At 52.4% G+C, this 18,498-nt stretch carries 14 protein-coding genes and 5 tRNA genes; 10 read left to right on the top strand and 9 right to left on the bottom strand.

All coding sequences use genetic code 11. The annotated features are described in order from the left end of the window. Positions 1-11 precede the first annotated feature (11 nt). The 4 genes from Q1L85_RS07680 to cysD form a co-directional block, all read right to left on the bottom strand. Positions 12-926, bottom strand: a complete 915-nt coding sequence (locus Q1L85_RS07680; protein ID WP_300427977.1) for a fructosamine kinase family protein — start codon at positions 924-926, stop codon at positions 12-14. Between the two features lie 263 nt (positions 927-1,189). Then, positions 1,190-1,266: transfer RNA gene (locus Q1L85_RS07685), tRNA-Met, on the bottom strand. Between the two features lie 176 nt (positions 1,267-1,442). Next, the gene (cysN, locus tag Q1L85_RS07690) at positions 1,443-3,053 is read right to left on the bottom strand and encodes a sulfate adenylyltransferase subunit CysN (protein WP_300432773.1); all 1,611 of its coding nucleotides are present in this window, start codon (positions 3,051-3,053) and stop codon (positions 1,443-1,445) included. Between the two features lies 1 nt (position 3,054). Continuing rightward, the gene (cysD, locus tag Q1L85_RS07695) at positions 3,055-3,963 is read right to left on the bottom strand and encodes a sulfate adenylyltransferase subunit CysD (RefSeq protein ID WP_300424770.1); all 909 of its coding nucleotides are present in this window, start codon (positions 3,961-3,963) and stop codon (positions 3,055-3,057) included. Positions 3,964-4,131: 168 nt separating this feature from the next. Here cysD and Q1L85_RS07700 point away from each other — a divergent pair, with 168 nt between their 5' ends. The 3 genes from Q1L85_RS07700 (at position 4,132) to Q1L85_RS07710 (ending at position 8,046) form a co-directional block, all read left to right on the top strand. Continuing rightward, positions 4,132-4,761, top strand: a complete 630-nt coding sequence (locus tag Q1L85_RS07700) for an alpha/beta hydrolase (protein ID WP_300424771.1) — start codon at positions 4,132-4,134, stop codon at positions 4,759-4,761. 87 nt (positions 4,762-4,848) lie between these two features. Next, positions 4,849-5,964 (top strand): cell division protein ZapE, encoded by a 1,116-nt coding sequence (gene zapE / locus Q1L85_RS07705; protein ID WP_300424772.1) that lies wholly within the window; start codon positions 4,849-4,851, stop codon positions 5,962-5,964. Between the two features lie 132 nt (positions 5,965-6,096). Then, positions 6,097-8,046, top strand: a complete 1,950-nt coding sequence (locus Q1L85_RS07710) for a 7TM diverse intracellular signaling domain-containing protein (protein ID WP_300424773.1) — start codon at positions 6,097-6,099, stop codon at positions 8,044-8,046. A 38-nt stretch (positions 8,047-8,084) separates the two neighbouring features. On the opposite strand, the gene Q1L85_RS07715 is transcribed toward Q1L85_RS07710, so the two are convergent. The 5 genes from Q1L85_RS07715 to Q1L85_RS07735 form a co-directional block, all read right to left on the bottom strand. Beyond that, positions 8,085-9,749 carry a methyl-accepting chemotaxis protein gene (locus Q1L85_RS07715; protein WP_300432777.1) on the bottom strand — a complete coding sequence of 555 codons (1,665 nt, stop codon included), beginning with the start codon at positions 9,747-9,749 and terminating at the stop codon, positions 8,085-8,087. A 217-nt stretch (positions 9,750-9,966) separates the two neighbouring features. Next, positions 9,967-10,053 (bottom strand) — tRNA-Leu (locus tag Q1L85_RS07720). A gap of 60 nt (positions 10,054-10,113) precedes the next feature. After that, positions 10,114-10,200: transfer RNA gene (locus tag Q1L85_RS07725), tRNA-Leu, on the bottom strand. 57 nt (positions 10,201-10,257) lie between these two features. Continuing rightward, positions 10,258-10,344 (bottom strand) — tRNA-Leu (locus tag Q1L85_RS07730). A gap of 57 nt (positions 10,345-10,401) precedes the next feature. Next, positions 10,402-10,486: transfer RNA gene (locus tag Q1L85_RS07735), tRNA-Leu, on the bottom strand. A gap of 159 nt (positions 10,487-10,645) precedes the next feature. On the opposite strand from Q1L85_RS07735, the gene queA reads away from it, so the two are divergent. From queA to Q1L85_RS07770, 7 genes are all read left to right on the top strand, one after another. Further along, entirely contained in the window at positions 10,646-11,686 is a 1,041-nt protein-coding gene (queA, locus tag Q1L85_RS07740; RefSeq protein ID WP_300424776.1) for a tRNA preQ1(34) S-adenosylmethionine ribosyltransferase-isomerase QueA, read from the top strand. Beyond that, a complete protein-coding gene (gene tgt, locus Q1L85_RS07745; RefSeq protein WP_300424777.1) occupies positions 11,686-12,843 on the top strand; it encodes a tRNA guanosine(34) transglycosylase Tgt in 1,158 nt (385 codons plus the stop codon). Before queA ends, tgt begins: the two co-directional genes overlap by 1 nt. Before the next feature lie 49 nt (positions 12,844-12,892). Further along, positions 12,893-13,258: a preprotein translocase subunit YajC gene (gene yajC / locus Q1L85_RS07750; protein ID WP_300424778.1), complete on the top strand. Its 366-nt coding sequence runs from the start codon at positions 12,893-12,895 to the stop codon at positions 13,256-13,258. Between the two features lie 68 nt (positions 13,259-13,326). Continuing rightward, positions 13,327-15,192 (top strand): protein translocase subunit SecD, encoded by a 1,866-nt coding sequence (gene secD / locus Q1L85_RS07755; RefSeq protein WP_300424779.1) that lies wholly within the window; start codon positions 13,327-13,329, stop codon positions 15,190-15,192. Further along, on the top strand, positions 15,189-16,097 hold the full coding sequence (secF, locus tag Q1L85_RS07760; protein ID WP_300424781.1) for a protein translocase subunit SecF: 909 nt from the start codon (positions 15,189-15,191) through the stop codon (positions 16,095-16,097). Before secD ends, secF begins: the two co-directional genes overlap by 4 nt. A gap of 84 nt (positions 16,098-16,181) precedes the next feature. Next, positions 16,182-17,009, top strand: coding sequence for a 23S rRNA (adenine(2030)-N(6))-methyltransferase RlmJ (locus tag Q1L85_RS07765; protein ID WP_300424782.1), 828 nt, complete (start codon positions 16,182-16,184; stop codon positions 17,007-17,009). A 348-nt stretch (positions 17,010-17,357) separates the two neighbouring features. Continuing rightward, the gene (locus Q1L85_RS07770) at positions 17,358-18,488 is read left to right on the top strand and encodes a putative solute-binding protein (RefSeq protein ID WP_300424784.1); all 1,131 of its coding nucleotides are present in this window, start codon (positions 17,358-17,360) and stop codon (positions 18,486-18,488) included. Positions 18,489-18,498 lie beyond the last annotated feature (10 nt).

Here is an 18,498-nt window from a genome sequence, read left to right on the forward strand (position 1 = left end):
AGGCTCTGCTGTCAGAGCCTTTTCATCAGCTCGCGGCACTGCTGCACGTAGTGCCCACCAAACATCAGTGCGTGGTTCAGCAGATGAAACAGCTGATAAATTTCGCGCCGCTCCTGATACCCGGCCGGAATATCGTGATATTTCTGGTATCCCATATAAAAGGCCTGAGGAAAACGTCCGAACAGCTCGGTCATTGCCAGGTCGGCCTCGGCATCACCAAAGTAGCTGGCTGGATCAAACACGACTGTTCTACTGCTTTCCAGGTCTGGTACAAAACCAATATTTCCTGACCAGAGATCACCGTGAAGCAGGGCGGGTGCCGGTTGGTGACCTGACAGCATGTCATAACATTTTTCTGCGGTTACAGACGCGCGGGTGAATTTCTCTCCTTTCGCCTCCAGTGCTTTAAACAACGGCTCCAGTCGCTGACGCACAAAGAAGTCTGCCCAGCTGGAGTGCCACTGATTATTCAGGGCTGTCGTACCGCAGTAAGTCGTATGCTGAAAGCCATAGCCTTCTTCGCTGGTGTGGTTGTGCAGGTGTGCAATGCGCTGACCTGCGAGATACCAGTCACCGTGAACGGCCAGAGGAAGATGGTTAAGGAGCAGATAGCAGTAGCCGTCGACAATACCAGTCCCGAACGGAATTGCGGTATCCACCGAGCGTGTTCCTATGATTTTTAACAGTGACTTCATTTCTGCTGCAAACCGGTCACGCGCTCCCGGCTGATCAGGAATACGTTTTATAAAGTATTCGCCTGCTTCCGTAATCACGGAATACTGTTGCTGTGCTTCTGAATCCAGATGTTGTGAAAACCTGGTCACCGAACAGGCGTCAGGGGGAACCCACCCCTGATCAATCGCGTCGGCCAGGATGCGAGTCAGCACGTATTCGGCAGACTGGCCGCTGAGCTTATGTAGAGCCATGTTTCAGTCCTCAGGTGAACATCTGATCAGTATATTCTCTGACATCAGAATAAATTGAACCTGCATCACAGCTTAGAGTAACCATTGCCGGCATTGTGTAACCGGTGAGTATCTTACTGTCAGTATATGAAAACCGGCGGAAGAAGTTATCCTTCAGGGCCGTATGTACGACCTGTGGGTCTGGAAAGGCGGGTGTGGGATACAAAAAAAGACGGACATAAAAAAGCCCCGGTTCTTTTCAGAACCGGGGCTTTCAGAATCAGTGGTAGCTATGACTGGACTTGAACCAGTGACCCCAGCATTATGAATGCTGTGCTCTAACCAGCTGAGCTACATAGCCACTTCATACTTGGCCGCTTGTGCGTCTCAAGTGGCGCGTATTATGCCAGCATCCTGAAAGCTGTCAACAATTTTTAGTTACTATTTTCAAAGAGTTAGAAAACTTTCAGCCAGAAATAAAAAAGCCCCGGACTGTTTCAGCAGTGCGGGGCTTTCTGATACCAGAGCGGGGCGTTATCAGATAATGCCTTGCTCCTGCAGGTCAGCAATCAGGTTGTCCAGAGACTCCTGATCCGCCGCCAGGCTGATGTCTGCACCGTCGGCGCCGCCAGCCACCAGAGCCACCAGACCGTTGTCTTTCAGGATCTGAGCAGTATCGGCAGTGGCGATACCAGCTACACGTCCCATTTCATACAGACGACGGTCCAGCGCGTTAACTACGCTTACCGGATCTTCAGCATTGACTGCGACGATCGCTGGTTTCTGGTTGAAACGACGTGCTTTTTCAACAGCGCTTACTGGCGCTGAGTTGCCAGCAGATGCTGATGCACTGCCAACAATCATACCGGCACCGATGGTGACGTTAGTCAGTCGGTCGATGATGATGAAGGCGCCAGTGCCCGGAATCTTGCTGTAGGTATCAAACGGTACCGACTTATCCAGTGCAACTTCTACCAGAGCAATTTCGTTCAGTTTCACCTGGTCGGCTGCACTCTGTTCAAGAGTGTTAACGTCAATCAGGTGATGAACCTGGCTGACAGTACCTGTGGTAGCACTGGAGGCGAACTTAAGGTCGTATGGCTTACCCGGAACCATTGGGTTCTCAGTCATCCAAACGATGTTCGCGTTCAGACGGTTACCTACTTCCGGGCGGTCATCGACTTTAACGATGACGTCGCCGCGGCTGATATCAATTTCGTCTTCCAGAGTCAGGGTAATTGCCTGACCCACGAAGGCTTCTTCCAGATTGCCGTCATAAGTAACAATGCTTTCGACTTTAGACGTCTTCTGTGATGGCAGTGCCATGATGGTTTCGCCGGGCTTGATGGTGCCCGCTGCGACAGTACCGCAGAAACCACGGAAATCGAGGTTTGGACGGTTAACGTACTGCACAGGAAGACGGAAGTTGTCGAGGTTCTTGTCTTTGGCAACTTCAACGGTTTCCAGAATCTCCATCAGAGTCTGTCCCTGGTACCAGGACGAACGGGCAGACTTTTCTACGACGTTGTCACCCTCGAGGGCAGACATAGGCACAAAGTAGATATTGTCGAGGTGGAGCTTCTTAGAGAACTCAAGGTAGTCCGCCTGAATTCTGTTGAAGGTTTCTTCATCAAAATCCAGCAGGTCCATCTTATTCACTGCAACGACGACGTGCTTGATACCCAGCAGTGACGCAATAAAGCTGTGACGCTTGGTCTGAGTCTGAACGCCGTAGCGGGCATCAATCAGAATGATCGCCAGGTCGCAGGTAGACGCGCCTGTCGCCATGTTGCGGGTGTACTGCTCGTGTCCCGGGGTGTCAGCGATGATGAATTTACGCTTGGCCGTAGAGAAGTAGCGATAGGCAACGTCGATGGTGATGCCCTGTTCGCGTTCCGCCTGAAGTCCATCTACCAGCAGGGCAAGGTCAATTTTCTCGCCGGTGGTACCGGATTTCGCGCTGTCTTTTTCAATCGCTGCCAGTTGATCTTCGTAGATCATTTTAGAGTCATGCAGCAGTCGGCCGATCAGGGTTGATTTACCGTCGTCGACGTTACCGCAGGTCAGGAAACGCAGCAGTTCTTTGTTTTCGTGTTGCTTCAGGTATTCGAGAATATCGGAAGCAATCAGATCAGATTGGTGTGACATATCAGAAGTACCCCTCTTGCTTCTTCTTCTCCATTGAGCCGGAGGAATCATGGTCAATTGCCCGGCCCTGACGTTCAGATGTGGTGGTCAGGAGCATTTCCTGAATGATTTCAGGCAGTGTCGCAGCTTCCGACTCTACTGCACCGGTCAACGGGTAGCAGCCCAGGGTACGGAAACGGACGGATTTCATTTCAGGCACTTCGCCTTCTTTCAGAGGCATACGGTCATCGTCGACCATAATCAGCATGCCATCGCGCTCAACCACAGGGCGCTTGTCAGCAAAGTAGAGCGGTACCAGTGGAATGCTCTCCAGGTAGATGTACTGCCAGATATCAAGTTCGGTCCAGTTAGACAGAGGGAATACACGGATGCTTTCGCCCTTGTTTACTTTACCGTTGTAGATGTTCCAAAGTTCAGGACGCTGATTTTTCGGGTCCCAGCGGTGCTTGCTGTCACGGAACGAGTACACGCGCTCTTTGGCACGGGATTTCTCTTCGTCACGACGTGCTCCACCGAAAGCGGCATCGAACTTGTATTTGTCGAGGGCCTGTTTCAGCGCCTGAGTTTTCATCACGTCAGTGTGCTTCGATGAACCGTGCGTGAATGGGCCGATGCCCTGTTCAACACCTTCCTGGTTCGTGTGGACGATCAGCTCCATGCCAATTTCTTTCGCCATCTTGTCGCGGAACTCGATCATCTCGCGGAATTTCCACGTTGTATCCACATGCATCAGAGGGAAAGGTGGCTTGCCAGGGTAGAATGCTTTGCGCGCAAGGTGCAGCATAACCGCAGAGTCCTTACCGATAGAGTAAAGCATGACGGGGTTATCGAACTCGGCAGCCACTTCGCGGATGATGTGAATACTCTCCGCTTCCAGCTGCTTCAGATGGGTAAGGTTGTAGTCGGTCATAGTCGGCCTGAATGCTCCCGGAAGGTGTAAAACCGGCAAATTAAAATTTGCGGCAATATACCAAGGTGGCAGGTATATAAAAAGGATGTTTCAATAACATTTGGCTATATCAATATGGTCTTACATTCGACTAATTTCTGTAGATGACATCCCCGGGGAGTGGTTCCTATGTCTGGTGAAACAAAGCAGGTGATTCACGGGCCGGCCGGCGCACTGGAGGCCCGCGTGCAACTGCAGGGATCTTCCTGTGGTCTGCTGATGTGTCACCCGCATCCTCTATTCAGTGGCACCATGGATAATAAGGTGGTCACTACCGTGACCCGGGCTGCCCGGGATCTGGGTCTGAGCACGCTGCGTTTTAATTTCCGGGGTGTCGGGGAAAGCGAAGGGCAGCATGATGACGGCCGCGGTGAAGTGGAGGATGTCCTTGCTGCTGTGCGCTTTGCGCAGGAAGAACTGGGTTGGGATAAAGTCATTCTGGCAGGATTTTCATTCGGCGCCGGTATGGCCTGTCTTGCGGCTCCTGACGTGGCTGAGTCTCTCCAGGGCCTGATTCTTATTGCGCCGGCGGTTCACCATTTCGATGCTCCGAACAGCCTTCCATACGAGTTTGAGACCTGGGTTCTGATGGGCGAGGAGGATGAAGTCGTGCCGTTCGACGAAGTCAGCGATTGGGTTGAAAGGGTAGTTCCGCAGCCACACTGGCATACGTTCCGTGACACCGGGCATTTCTTTCATGGTCGTCTGGGCGACCTGCGCGACAGTATTAAGGAAGAATTGTCGGGTTTCATCAGATAGTCGGGCATTCTGCGCCGCATAGGTTTGCACTTTTGCGGGGGCCGCTGTACATTTCGCAGCCCGAAAATCCTGTGATGGAGAAAGCGCGTGTCCACCCCATGGGAACTGTACCAGGCTGATCTTCAGCGTGATGACTTCTCTTATGATGCAGCGCAGGAGATGGCTGTTCAGCATCTTCAGCGACTGTACGATGACCTTCTTGCGGCTGAAAAGCGTCGCACGGAACTGAGTGCGCTCAGTCGCCTGAGTGCCCGTTTTTCGAGGAAGAAACCTGTGCCAGAAAGAGGTCTTTACTTCTGGGGCGGGGTTGGCCGTGGAAAGACTTACCTGGTCGATACCTTCTACGACGCTTTGCCAATCAAGCGTAAGATGCGCACGCACTTCCATCGCTTTATGCAGCGGGTTCATCAGGATCTTACTCAGCTTTCCGGTGAGAAAAATCCACTTAAGATTGTGGCCGACCGGATTTCTTCTGAGGCGGTGGTGATCTGCTTCGATGAGTTCTTTGTATCTGATATCGGCGATGCCATGATCCTGGGCAGTCTGATGGAAGAGCTTTTTGGTCGTGGGGTCACTCTGGTCGCGACGTCCAATATTGTTCCGGATGGTCTTTATAAAGACGGTCTGCAGCGTGCCCGCTTTATGCCAGCCATCCGCCTGCTCAATGAATTCACAGAAGTTGTGAACGTTGATTCGGGGGTCGACTATCGCCTGCGTACACTCGAACAGGCCGAGTTGTATCATTTCCCCCTCGATAGTGGGGCCAATGAGAGTCTTCAGCGTAGCTTCGACAGTCTGATTGCAGACGACCGGCACATTGAAACAAATACCAGTATCGAGATTCTTGGTCGCAACATTCCGGCGCGCGCGGTATGTGATGACATTGCCTGGTTTGATTTCAAAGCACTGTGCGATGGTCCGCGGTCACAGAACGACTACATCGAAATGGGTAAGCTGTTTCACGCCGTGATTATCTCGGATGTGCCTGTTATGGGGCTGAAGAACGATGATCTGGCGCGTCGCTTCATTAACCTGATTGATGAATTTTACGACCGCGGTGTAAAAGTCATTATGTCCGCGGAGGCAGCGATTCCGGATATCTATGGCAAAGGTAAGCTGGAATTTGAATTCCAGCGCACTACATCCCGAATGCTGGAAATGCAGTCGCACGACTATCTTGTCCGGGAACACCGCCCAGAGTAAGGTTCCGGCCAGATTCCGTCCGGAGTCTGGCCAGTTATTCACATTGTGATGTCGGTCTGACATCGAATCGCCGAAAGTCAGGCATTTCCGCAGGCCTGAACTACACTCAAGGTACGATTTACGCAGGGGATTATGATGGATCTTGTCCGTTACCTGATGTTGTGCCTGTTTGCCGGCATGGCCTGTATGGCGCACGCCAATCACGTTGGTTCTGCCTCACACGATGAGCCGGTTAATATTCTTGATCTTGATTCTGGTTTTAGCCTGGACCCAGTAACTGGTTTTATTGAAGATGCGGGTGGCGATCTGGTTATTGCCGATGTGGAAGCAATGGACTGGACGTACACTGGCGATGGCCTGTCTTTCGGTTATACCGACTCTGTATACTGGTTCCGGTTGGAGTTAGAGAACCCTTCGACCATATCTCAGCACCGACTGGTTGGTATTTCCTATCCCGTGCTTGATTACATTGAGCTGTACCGGCGCTCGGGTTCAGAGGATTCCTGGGACGTCATCAGTCTGGGCGATAAGCAGCGCTTCCAGAACCGCCTGATTTCTCATCGTCATTTTATCGTTCCGCTGGATCTGAAAGCGGGAGAAACTCAGGAATGGATTTTTCGGGTCGACACCTCGAGCTCTATGCAATTTCCGCTGAATCTCTGGGAGGAGCGGAGCTTCTTTGTGCATGATCAGAATCAGCTGCTCGGACTGGGGCTGTACTACGGCATCATGCTGATCATGGTGTTTTATAATCTGTTCGTCTTTTTCTCGGTTCGTGAAGCAAATTATCTGTTTTATGTACTTTATGTTGGCTGTATGGCCGGTTTTCTCGGCAGCCTTCAGGGGATCAATTTCCAGTATCTCTGGCCGGAAGCGACGCAATGGAATGATCAGAGCATTGTCGTGCTACTTGCGGGTGTCGTCATATTTGCAGGTACTTTCACGCGAAACTTTCTCTCGCTACCGAGCAGTGCGCCAATCCTTAACCGCTTATTAACGTTGCTGATAGCCTCGTGTGTCGGCATTGTATTTCTGAGCAACCTTGTGCCGTATCACACGCTGATCCGCTTGCTGATTGTTATCGCGATGGTAGCGATGACCTGTGCAATTTATCTGGGTATTGTGAACTGGAGCAAGGGCTTTACTGCAGCCCGTTATTACACCGTTGCGTGGACGAGTTTCCTGTTCGGTGGAATTATTCTGGCGTTGAATAAATTCAATATTATTCCCAGAAACTTTGTCACCGAGAACTCGCTGCAGATCGGATCGGCACTGGAAGTGATTCTGTTGTCATTCGCGCTTGCTGACCGACTGAATCAGGAAAAGCGTGAACGCTACGAAGCCCAGATCAGCGCACTGGAACATGAGAAATTGGCCCGTCGTGCTCAGACTGAAGCACTGGATCAGGAAAGAAATGCGCGCCTGGCACAGGAAAAGGCATTGGAACATGAACGCGCAGCCCGGGAAGCTCAGGCAAAGGCTCTGGATATTCAGAAGCGGGCGACAGAGACTCTCGAATTGCGAGTTAAAGAGCGGACGCTTGAATTAGAGAGCGTCAACCGTCAATTGGAAAAAATGAGTACCACGGATGCGCTTACTAATGTTCGCAACCGTCGCTTCTTCGATGAGCATATGGCGAAGGAATTTGCGCTGGCGGTGCACGACAGCTCTGAGCTTGCGGTGCTTCTGCTTGATATTGACCACTTTAAGCAGATAAACGATCGCTATGGACATCAGGCGGGCGATGAAATTCTGAGGTGTGTCTCCGGTGCTATCCGTGAAGAGGTCGGTAACGATGACCTGGTTGCGCGTTATGGTGGTGAAGAATTTGTTGTGACTCTGCCGGGTGTTTCAACAGAGTCCGCGATGAAGATTGCGGAGGATATTCGTGAGGCGATAGCCGGGCTCAATTTCGAGAGGATTTCAACCGATCTCCACGTCACCATCAGTATTGGTGTCAACGCAGGAGTGCCCTCGCCAGAGGGCAGTCAGGATCAATGGGTCCGGGATTCGGATGAGGCGTTGTATGCCTCCAAGGAAAATGGACGCAACCAGGTAACGCTTCATCATCCGGTTGCTTAGTCCTGCATAAAAAAAACGCCCCTTTTCCGGGGCGTTTTTTATGCGTCGGTTTTGCTCTGGTAGCCGACCCTGAAGCCGCCCCAGTGTTTTCCGTTAACATAGATGGGAACGGACAGGTCGTGCATAACCTCGCCGGTATCTCTTTTATAGGTCTGAAGCAGGAATGGACGGGTGTTGCTTCCACAGCGGGAACCGGTCCGGTCGGTGAATATTCGCTTCGTCCGGTTATTAACCAGATCGGTTTTGTAGTTGCCGGTGAGTGGCTGTGAATAGCGTTTGTTGTGGGTCGGGAAATAACCTTTGTCGTCCACAGCACCCGCGTAGGCGATAAATGGGTTTCGCTCGAGGATTGGTTCCTGCACCGCAGGGAGTACCTGATCGGTAAAGGTGTCGAACGTCGTGCTGTATTTTTTCGGGACGGTATTGGGAATTTCTTTATAGTCGCGTGAGAACAGATCAGACTGACTTATGCGCCCACTGGCGATGGCCTCTTCGAAAATGGCGCCTATCTGTTGCGCAGCCTGTTCAGCTTCGTGGCGCACCACATCGTGGGGGTCTCCCATGCTGCTTTCACCAAACGATTCGTAAATCTTTTCTGCTGTTTCAGAAAGGGCCATGGAGCGCTCTGCGATGGAAGATACTTCTTTTTCTGTGCTTTCCAGGCGGGTGTTGGTCTGAGTCACGATGGAGGTAATGTCCCGTATGTACTCGCTGTTACTGTTTACATTGCCGACCAGTGCATTCACTTCGGTCTGAATGGCTTCAGAGCGGGAGTTGATTTCCGAGAGATGCTGACCCACCGCCTGCGTCAGATGAACACCCTGGTCGATTGTTGAGATCAGGGACTGACTGTTGGATACCGCATGTTTAATTTCGGTATTGATTTCGGCCACTGTCTTGCCAATCTGCTCGGTGGCGTTCGATGTTTTGGCGGCCAGAGCACGGACTTCGTCCGCAACGACGGCAAATCCTCGCCCCTGCTCACCAGCGCGTGCGGCTTCTATCGCTGCGTTCAGGGCCAGAAGGTTCGTCTGTTCAGCGATATCGCTGATGATGCTGGTGACGGTTTTAATCTCTTCTGATTTTGCTTCCAGCTGCGCGATCATATCTGCGTTGTTTTTAACCAGGTCCCGTGTGCCTTCCATCTGTGGAATGGTCTTGTTGATGGCTTCAGAGCCTTTGTGATTGATCGACATGGCTTCGTTTGCTGCATTAGCCACGGACTGCGTCTGGCGCACCATTTCTTCAATCGTGCCTGAGATGCTGCTGGTACTCGAGACAATCTGATTACTGTCTTTGGCTTCCTCGTGGATCCGATTTTTCAGCTGGTCGGCGGCAAACGACATCTCGGCGGCAGCAATGGCGATACGACTGCCATTCGCGGACAGCTCCTGTTGGGTTGAATGCACTTTGTCCAGGTACTGATTTACATCGTTGCGCTCGGCTTTCAGCCAGGAGGGCGGAGTGCTGAGGTCAGGCTGGTGAGTCCGGAGTGAATGCAGAGTCTGCCGGATGAAGAGCGCAATCGGTTTGACCACAAAAAACTGGGTAGCGACAGCGGCACATATGCCGGCGCCCAGGGCGGTGGCAATTGCGGCGGCTGCAGGGCTGGCCGTCACTGTGGTCGTCAACGCGGCAGCAGCTGCACCGCCAATGGCGGCCGATACCGCGGGTATGGCAATAAGACGTGGTAGGTTCTGCATCCTGTACACTCCTTCGAATATACAGACAGAATAGCCAATCAGGCCAGTTGGGTAGGAGGATGGTCGTAAAAAATACTGAATATTGACCCGTCTCATGACACTGGCAGAGAAAGATTCTTAAAAGTCACTTTGAGGCAACAGAAAGTTATAACGCAGATCAGACATAAGATCGTAGAAAGTCGAAGCCAGAGAAGATACTGAGGGAGGTATAAGTAGATGGTGCCGAAGGAGAGACTCGAACTCTCACGGGCGTTAGCCCACTGCGACCTGAACACAGCGTGTCTACCAATTCCACCACTTCGGCAAAAGGGTGTAACGACCTGAGTCGTTTACAAGCTACACCATTAAAACGATAGGATATTAATGGTGCCCAGGGGGAGACTCGAACTCCCACGAGCGTAAGCTCACTGCGACCTGAACACAGCGTGTCTACCAATTCCACCACCTGGGCGCGGTGTAAGTGTTGTTGCTGACTGACGTAGAATTGCACCATCTTCATTCAGAAGGATGGTGCCCAGGGGGAGACTCGAACTCCCACGAGCGTAAGCTCACTGCGACCTGAACACAGCGTGTCTACCAATTCCACCACCTGGGCGTCTGTCAGTGCAAGGCACTTAACTACTGACCTGATCTCCGTAGAATGCTGAATTCTTGGTACCAGAGGCCGGACTCGAACCGGCACACCCGAAGGCGGGGGATTTTGAATCCCCTGCGTCTACCAATTTCGCCACTCTGGCAAAACAGCATCGGTCAGTGGCGGCGTATGATACTCAGTATTTTTGTCGCGTCAATAATTTTTTCTAAGTATTTCCTTAACTTAGCAGGGTATCTCCCGTAAACTCTGCGCATCTTTCAAACACTGATCTTTTTGTGATCAGTCAGACCTGTTAGCTGTTATGAAAACCAGTGATTTTTCTTTTGATCTGCCGGATGAACAGATTGCGCGTTATCCCGTAGCTGAGCGCAGCGCATCGCGCCTGCTGGTGCTGAATCCGGTATCGGGTGACACGTCGGATCATATTTTCAGAGACATTGAAGCCATGCTGGACCCCGGTGATCTGCTGGTGTTCAACAACACGCGGGTGATACCTGCGCGACTCTATGGCGAGAAACTCTCTGGTGGGAAGCTTGAAGCGCTGATCGAGCGTGTGACGGGCGAGCACGAAGTATTGGCTCATCTGCGCAGTTCGCGTTCGCCGAAGCCGGGGCAGCAGATTCGTCTGGGAGACGTCCTTGTCGACGTTATTGATCGTGAAGGTGCGCTTTTCCGGTTGCGCTTCAATGATTCCCGCTCTGTCTTTGACATCCTCGACGACATAGGACACATGCCGCTCCCGCCCTATATGGAGCGTGAAGACGCCGACGAAGATAAAGAGCGCTACCAGACGGTATACGCCGAGAAGCCGGGCGCGGTTGCTGCACCTACCGCAGGGCTGCACTTTGATGAGCCTCTGATGGCTCGCCTGAAAGAGAAAGGAGTGCGCTTTGCATTCGTCACCCTTCACGTCGGTGCGGGTACCTTTCAGCCAGTGAAAGTCGAGGATGTGACCAAGCATGTCATGCACTCAGAGTACATTGAAGTCGGTGATGACGTCGTTGAAGCCGTGAATGCGACCCGCGCAGCAGGGAAGAGGGTTGTTGCGGTTGGTACAACGTCGGTGCGCAGTCTCGAAAGTGCCAGTCAGTCGGGTGAGATTGCTCCGTTCGCGGGTGACAGTGAGATTTTTATTTACCCGGGTTATCGCTTCCGCAGTGTGGACGCGATTGTCACTAACTTTCACCTGCCAGAATCCACCCTGATTATGCTTATCTCAGCGTTCGCCGGGCGTGATAATACCCTCGCGGCATACGATCATGCGGTGAAGGCTAACTATCGTTTTTACAGCTATGGAGACGCTATGTTCCTTCCGTGTGCTGCACCACAGGAGAACTTCTGATGTCCCGTGAATGTTTTATGCAGTTCGAACTGCACCAGGCCGATAAGGACGGGAGCTTTGCCCGTCGCGGCACTATTACCTTCCCGCGTGGCAAGGTCGAAACACCGGCGTTTATGCCTGTCGGAACTTATGGCTCAGTTAAGGGGCTGAATCCAGAGCAGATCGAAGCACTGGGAGCCCATATTATTCTCGGGAATACCTTCCATCTGATGCTTCGCCCCGGGACTGACATCGTCAAGGCGCACGGCGATTTGCATGATTTTATCGGTTGGGACAAACCAATCCTGACGGACTCGGGTGGCTTCCAGGTCTTCAGTCTTGGCGATATGCGCAAAATCACTGAAGAAGGTGTGACGTTCGCATCGCCAGTTAACGGCGACAAAGTGTTGATGACCCCCGAAAGCTCCATGGAAGTGCAGCGTGACCTGGGCTCAGACGTCGTTATGATCTTCGACGAGTGCACGCCATATCCGGCGACTCATCAGGAGGCGGCGGATTCAATGCGTCTTTCTCTGCGTTGGGCAGAGCGTTCTAAAAACGCCCATGGGGAGAACCCGTCGGCGCTGTTCGGAATCATACAGGGCGGAATGTACGAAGACCTGCGCGAAGAATCCCTGCAGGGGCTCCTCGACATCGGATTTGATGGTTATGCCATTGGTGGTCTGAGTGTCGGCGAGCCGAAAGATGACATGATGCGCGTACTGCGTCATACCGCGCCGAGAATGCCTCAGGATAAGCCACGCTACCTGATGGGTGTTGGTAAACCAGAGGATCTGGTGGAAGGAGTGCGTAGAGGTGTGGATATGTTCGACTGCGTCATGCCAACCCGCAACGCACGCAACGGCCATCTTTTTACACACTCTGGGGTTGTAAAACTGCGGAATGCCGCCAATAAGACTGATACCGGGCCAATTGATTCGTATTGCGATTGTTATACCTGTAAGAATTACAGCCGCGCGTACCTGCATCACCTTGATAAATGTGGGGAAATGCTGGGGGCGTCACTGAACACCATTCACAATCTGCACTACTACCAGACCTTGATGGCTGGTTTGCGCCGTGCTCTGGAAGAAGGTACATTTGCCGCTTTCGTCGACGACTTCTATGCCCGCCGCGGACGCACGACTCCGCCGCTGGATGCACCGGAAAACGATTAACTTTTTACTATTAAAGACGGGCGTTGCCCGACATTGGGAGACACAATAAATGAAAGCATTACTGACCCTGATGGCTGCTGCCACTCCTTCTCTGGCTCTTGCTGAAGGTGCACCTGTGAGTGGAGATCCTATGGGGGCAACTGGTCAGCTGATTTTCCTGGGTGGTTTCCTGCTGATTTTCTACTTCCTGCTGTGGCGTCCACAGTCCAAGCGTCAGAAAGAACACAAAAACCTGATCGCAGCCCTGGCAAAGAACGATGAAGTCGTCACCGCGGGCGGTATGCTCGGTAAAGTCATCAAAGTAACGGATGAGTTTGTTGTCATCGAAGTTGCTGACGGTGTTCAGTTCCCGGTACAGAAAGTCGCCGTGACTGCGGTTCTGCCGAAGGGCACAATCAAAGAAGTAAAAGCGTAAGTCAGCGCTGATCCGGACGGTCTCTTTACAGAGGCCGTTTTTTTATCTGAAGGAACAAGGGCTGTCGTATGCTCAATAAATATCCTCTCTGGAAAAACCTGCTGATCATCGTTGTGATCGCTATGGCGTTTATATACGCCGCTCCGAACCTGTATCCACCTGACCCGGCGATTCAGGTGACACCGGCGCAGGCTGGTGCAGAAATGTCAGAATCCACCCTCAGAGAAGTCAGGGCCGCACTGGACAGTGCTGGCATTGGTTATTTTGGCGAGGAAGTGAAGGGCAGTACTGCATTGCTGCGCCTTGAGAAAACTGACGATCAGCTGCCCGCCAAGGCGGTGATTCAGCGTCGTGTGGGTGACGAGTTTATTGTGGCTCTGAATCTGGCACCAACGACTCCGGAATGGCTCGTAAATCTGGGTGCTGGCCCTATGACTCTCGGTCTGGACCTCAGTGGTGGTGTGCACTTCCTGATGGAAGTTGACATGGAAGAGTACGTTAAAAGCCGGATCAGCAATTACCGCGAAGACTTCCGTAACCGTCTGCGTGAAGAAGATATCCGCTATCGCCGCATCATTGTGGAAGGGGATACCGTACGTTTGAGTTTCCGGGAAGAAGAAAAACGCTCGGAAGCCCGTGCCTTTATCAATCGCGCCTACAACAATGAGTTTCTGATCACTGAAGAGACCGATGTCGATGGTAACTCTGATCTGCTGCTGCGGATTACTGAACAGAAAATCCGCGATTTTGAAGACTATGCGGTAAAACAGAACCTCCTGACCTTGCGTAACCGGGTGAACGAACTGGGTGTGGCTGAGCCATTGGTCCAGCGTCAGGGCCGCAACCGTATTGTGGTTGAGCTGCCGGGTGTGCAGGATACGGCAGAAGCCAAAAAGATTCTGGGTAAACAGGCGAATCTTGAATTCCGCCTTGAGGCCGAACCTGGTGCGAGCCGGTTCTCTACTGAAGAATATCCGTTCCGGAACAACGAAGGGCGTACCGCGCGCCTTGAGAAGAAAGTCATCACCACGGGCGACAGCGTAACAAACGCTATTTCCGGCTTTGATGAGAACAGCTTCCCTCAGGTCAACATCAGCCTCGACGCCAAAGGCGGTGCGATGATGACGCAGGTCACCAAGAAAGCGGTACAGCGTCGCATGGCGGTACTGTTTGTCGAGCGTAAGCCTCGCACGACCTATGAAATGGTGGACGGGGTAGAGCAGGCCAAGACTGTTCAGGTTGTTGAAAAATCGATCATCTCTCTGGCGACGATTCAGTCTGTGTTGGGCTCCAGCTTCCGTATCACCGGCCTTGAAGCTGCTGAAGCTTCAGAGCTGGCACTGCTGCTGCGCTCCGGTGCACTGGCTGCTCCGATGGATTTTGTTGAAGAACGCACCGTTGGTCCAAGCCTGGGTAAAGAAAACATCGAAATGGGCGCACGCTCAGTGGTTGCGGGCCTGATTCTGGTTCTGGTTGCCATGCTGGTGTTCTACCGCACCTTCGGGTTACTGGCGAACATCGCGCTGACCGTTAACCTCGTTCTGCTGGTGGCGTTAATGTCCATCATTGGTGCCACCCTGACACTGCCGGGTATCGCCGGTATCGTACTGACCGTCGGTATGGCGGTAGACGCCAATGTACTGATCTTCTCGCGGATCAGAGAAGAGCTGAGGAATGGCCGTTCGCCGCAACAGGCAATTCATGAAGGTTATGATCGTGCCTTCCTGACCATCTTTGATGCCAACCTGACAACCCTGATTGTTGCCGTGATTCTGTTTGCCGTCGGCACCGGTCCGGTTAAGGGCTTCGCTGTTACTCTGTCTTTCGGCATTCTGACGTCGATGTTCACAGCGATTATGGTGACACGAGCGTTGACCAATATGATCTATGGCGGCCGCCGTGTTAGCAGCCTGTCAATCGGAGGAAAAGTATGAAAACTGTAGATTTTATGCGTTTCCGCCATGTCGCGAGTGCGCTTTCGTTAATTCTGATTGTGGTGTCTGTGGCATCCATCGCTGTTCGTGGCCTGAACTTCGGTCTGGACTTCACGGGCGGTACGCTGCTTGAGGTGGAGTATGAAACTCCTGAGCCTCTGGATGGTGTGAAGCGGATCCTCGATGATGCGGGTTATCGCGACGTTGTTGTGCAGAACTTCGGTTCTGAGACAGATATTCTCGTCCGTATGTCTGAAGCCTTCCGTGATGATCTGGGCAACGAAGTACTGGGGCTGCTGCAGGAAAGTGCAACCGATAACAAGCTGACTCTTCTGCGCAGCGAGTTTGTTGGGGCAAGCGTTGGTGAAGAGCTGCGTGACCAGGGCGGGATTGCCATGCTGATCGCCCTGTTCGTGGTGATGGCTTATGTTGCTTTCCGCTTTCAGTGGAAATTCTCGCTGGGGGCCGTCCTGGCTTTGTTCCACGACGTGATCATCGTGATCGGCATGTTCGCACTGTTTCAGTGGGAGTTTGATCTCAATGTGCTCGCGGCACTGCTGGCGGTTATTGGTTACTCGCTGAACGATACCATCGTTGTGGCAGACCGGATCCGTGAGAACTTCCGTATCAGCCGGGTCGGTGGACCGATAGAGATCATCAACGAATCACTCAGCCAGACGCTGGGGCGCACCCTGATGACCTCGATTACGACCTTGCTGGTGCTGGTTGCGCTCTTCTTCCTGGGTGGCGACATCATTCACAACTTTGCTCTCGCGCTGACCATTGGTATTGGTGTGGGTACCTATTCATCCATCTACATTGCGGCAAATCTGTTGCTGATGTTCAACATCAGCCGTGAAGATCTGCTGCCACCTGAAGTGGAAGAAGTGGATGACATGCCTTAAGGGTGGTCACTGTGAAGTCTGTATAAACACCGGGGGCCAGCAGGCCCCCGTGTTGTTCCTGTATCCGGATAGGGAGTTGCTGTCTTGCTGAGTTACCGCCACGCATTTCATGCGGGAAATTTCGCCGATGTACTGAAACATCATGTGCTGGTTCATGTGCTGAATTATATGGCGCGCAAAGATAAGCCCTATACCTACGTTGATACGCACTCGGGCGCAGGCCTGTATTCTCTGCGATCAGAGAGTGCTGGTAAGAACCGGGAATATGAAAATGGAATAGGGCGCCTGCTGAAGAACGCCCCTTCCGCACTGGATGATTATCTTCAGGTGGTCACCGCATGCGAGCGTTTTGGAGAAGACCTTTATCCGGGGTCTCCTGAAGTGGCCCGTCAGCTTCTGCGGGAGCAGGACAGGGGCTTCCTGTACGAGCTGCACCCTTCGGATTCGGCGATTCTGGCCGACCACTTTTCTGGCGATCGCCGCTTCCGGACTGACCAGAGCGACGGGTTCGCAGGTCTGCTGGCACATATGCCACCGGCCTCGCGACGTGGTGTTGTTCTGATGGATCCGCCTTATGAAATAAAAACAGATTATCAGGCTGTCGTTGAGGCACTGGTGAAGGCCCATCGGCGCTTTGCAACGGGCACGTTTATGATCTGGTACCCCGTGGTGGATCGTGCTCGCATCTCCGATATGCTCACGCAGATTCAGCAGAGTGGAATCCGCAGGGTGCAGCGTTTCGAGCTGGGGTTGTCGCCTGATACTGAGGGGCGTGGCATGACGTCATCCGGAATGATTGTGGTGAACCCTCCCTATACGCTGAAGGCTGAAATGGATGTCCTGCTGCCAGACCTGGCAGCCAGATTGTCGGAGCAGGGATGCTGGGTCAGCGAAGATGTTGTTGGTGAATGAGATAAGGGCCAGAATCAGACGTCTGTTTAAAACAGTCATGTGTGTCCGCTGATGCCAGGCCGCAAAGATCTGTTGCAATTCAGGCCATGACAATGGTATCAATTTACTCAATAACACTGATTTCAGGCGGGGGTGATAACCCGCCACCGACGGGTGGATTTCTGCAGCTGCAGAGCCATAACAATAAAAAAATGTATCAATCCGCGACATTCGCTTATGCAGGCCTTTCACATAAAAATTTACGCGGTATCCTGCCGCATTGCTGTCCGGTACCATGGGATCGTGGGGCGCGAACCGGTGTGTGTAAGTTGTCCCGGACAGGCATACAAAAATAATTAAGGAAGCAGAATGAAAGCCAAAATTCTTCTCGCCAGCTTGTTTGGCCTTTTGTTCCTGTCGCCAGCCTGGGCGGCTGGTACCTCTGATGATCTGGAGTCTCGCCGGAACTCAAAGCTTGAAGCGACGGTAATGAACCCGAACCTTCCTCTTGAAAAGCGTATCCGCGCGCTCAAGAAGCTACAGAAAGACGAAATGGTCGATGGCCGTATCCTGCGAACCTTTTGTGTCTGGGATCCACTGGGCAAAGCGGGCCCCATCTCTTCTACCGTTGATGATCAGAAACTGCGTTCACTGCATTACGGCATGGATCTTACGGTGATCACTTTTCAGGATGAAAACCAGCTGATTGAAGCTCTGCGCAATGAGAGTCAGTGCGATGCGGCGCTGATCCGTGGTGCAGCCGCGATGGAATTCAACCGTTTCGCCGGCACCATTGAAGCGGTAGGTGCCTTGCCTGACCGACAGCATCTGCAGTTGCTGATGCAGGTAATGGCTAATCCGCGCATGGCGCCGCGGATGTCGAATGGCAAATATAAAGTGCTTGGCGTGGCCACGATTGGTGGTACGTATGCATTTGTGGGGGATCAGAAAACCCGCCGTATGAAAGATCTTAAGGGCAAGAAGGTTGCCTACCAGGATCTTGATCCTGCTATGGGGGAGCTGATCCGTCAGGTTGGTGCCGTGCCGGTTTCGGGCAATATGATGGCTAACGTTCAGACCTACGCAGACGGTGAAGTGTCTGGCATGGTGTCTCCTGCTATTGCGTATCTGGTGATGGGGAGCGGTCAGATCAGCGGAAATATTGGCATTCTGAAGACTCCGGTCGCGCAATCGACGATCCAGCTGATTGGTCGGGTAGAAAAATTCCCGGATGGCCTGGCGCAGATTTTACGTGAAGATTTCCTGTTTAAGTTTGAAAACTACGCAGGGCGGGTAGATAAAGAAATGTCGATTGTTCCGTCTAATTTCTGGATGGAAGATAAGGCGGCTGATCTCAAAAACATTGAGGATATTTATCTCGATGTTCGCCTGAAGTTACGTGAAGAAGGCTATTACGACGCTGCTATGCTGCGTTTGCAGCGCAAGATCCGGTGTAAGTTTGATCCAGCCAGAAGCGAATGTGCTAACCCTAAAGAATAAACAGAAAGCA

The organism is uncultured Thalassolituus sp. (assembly GCF_950066645.1).
In the GTDB taxonomy this organism is placed as follows: Bacteria; Pseudomonadota; Gammaproteobacteria; order Pseudomonadales; family Oceanobacteraceae; genus Thalassolituus.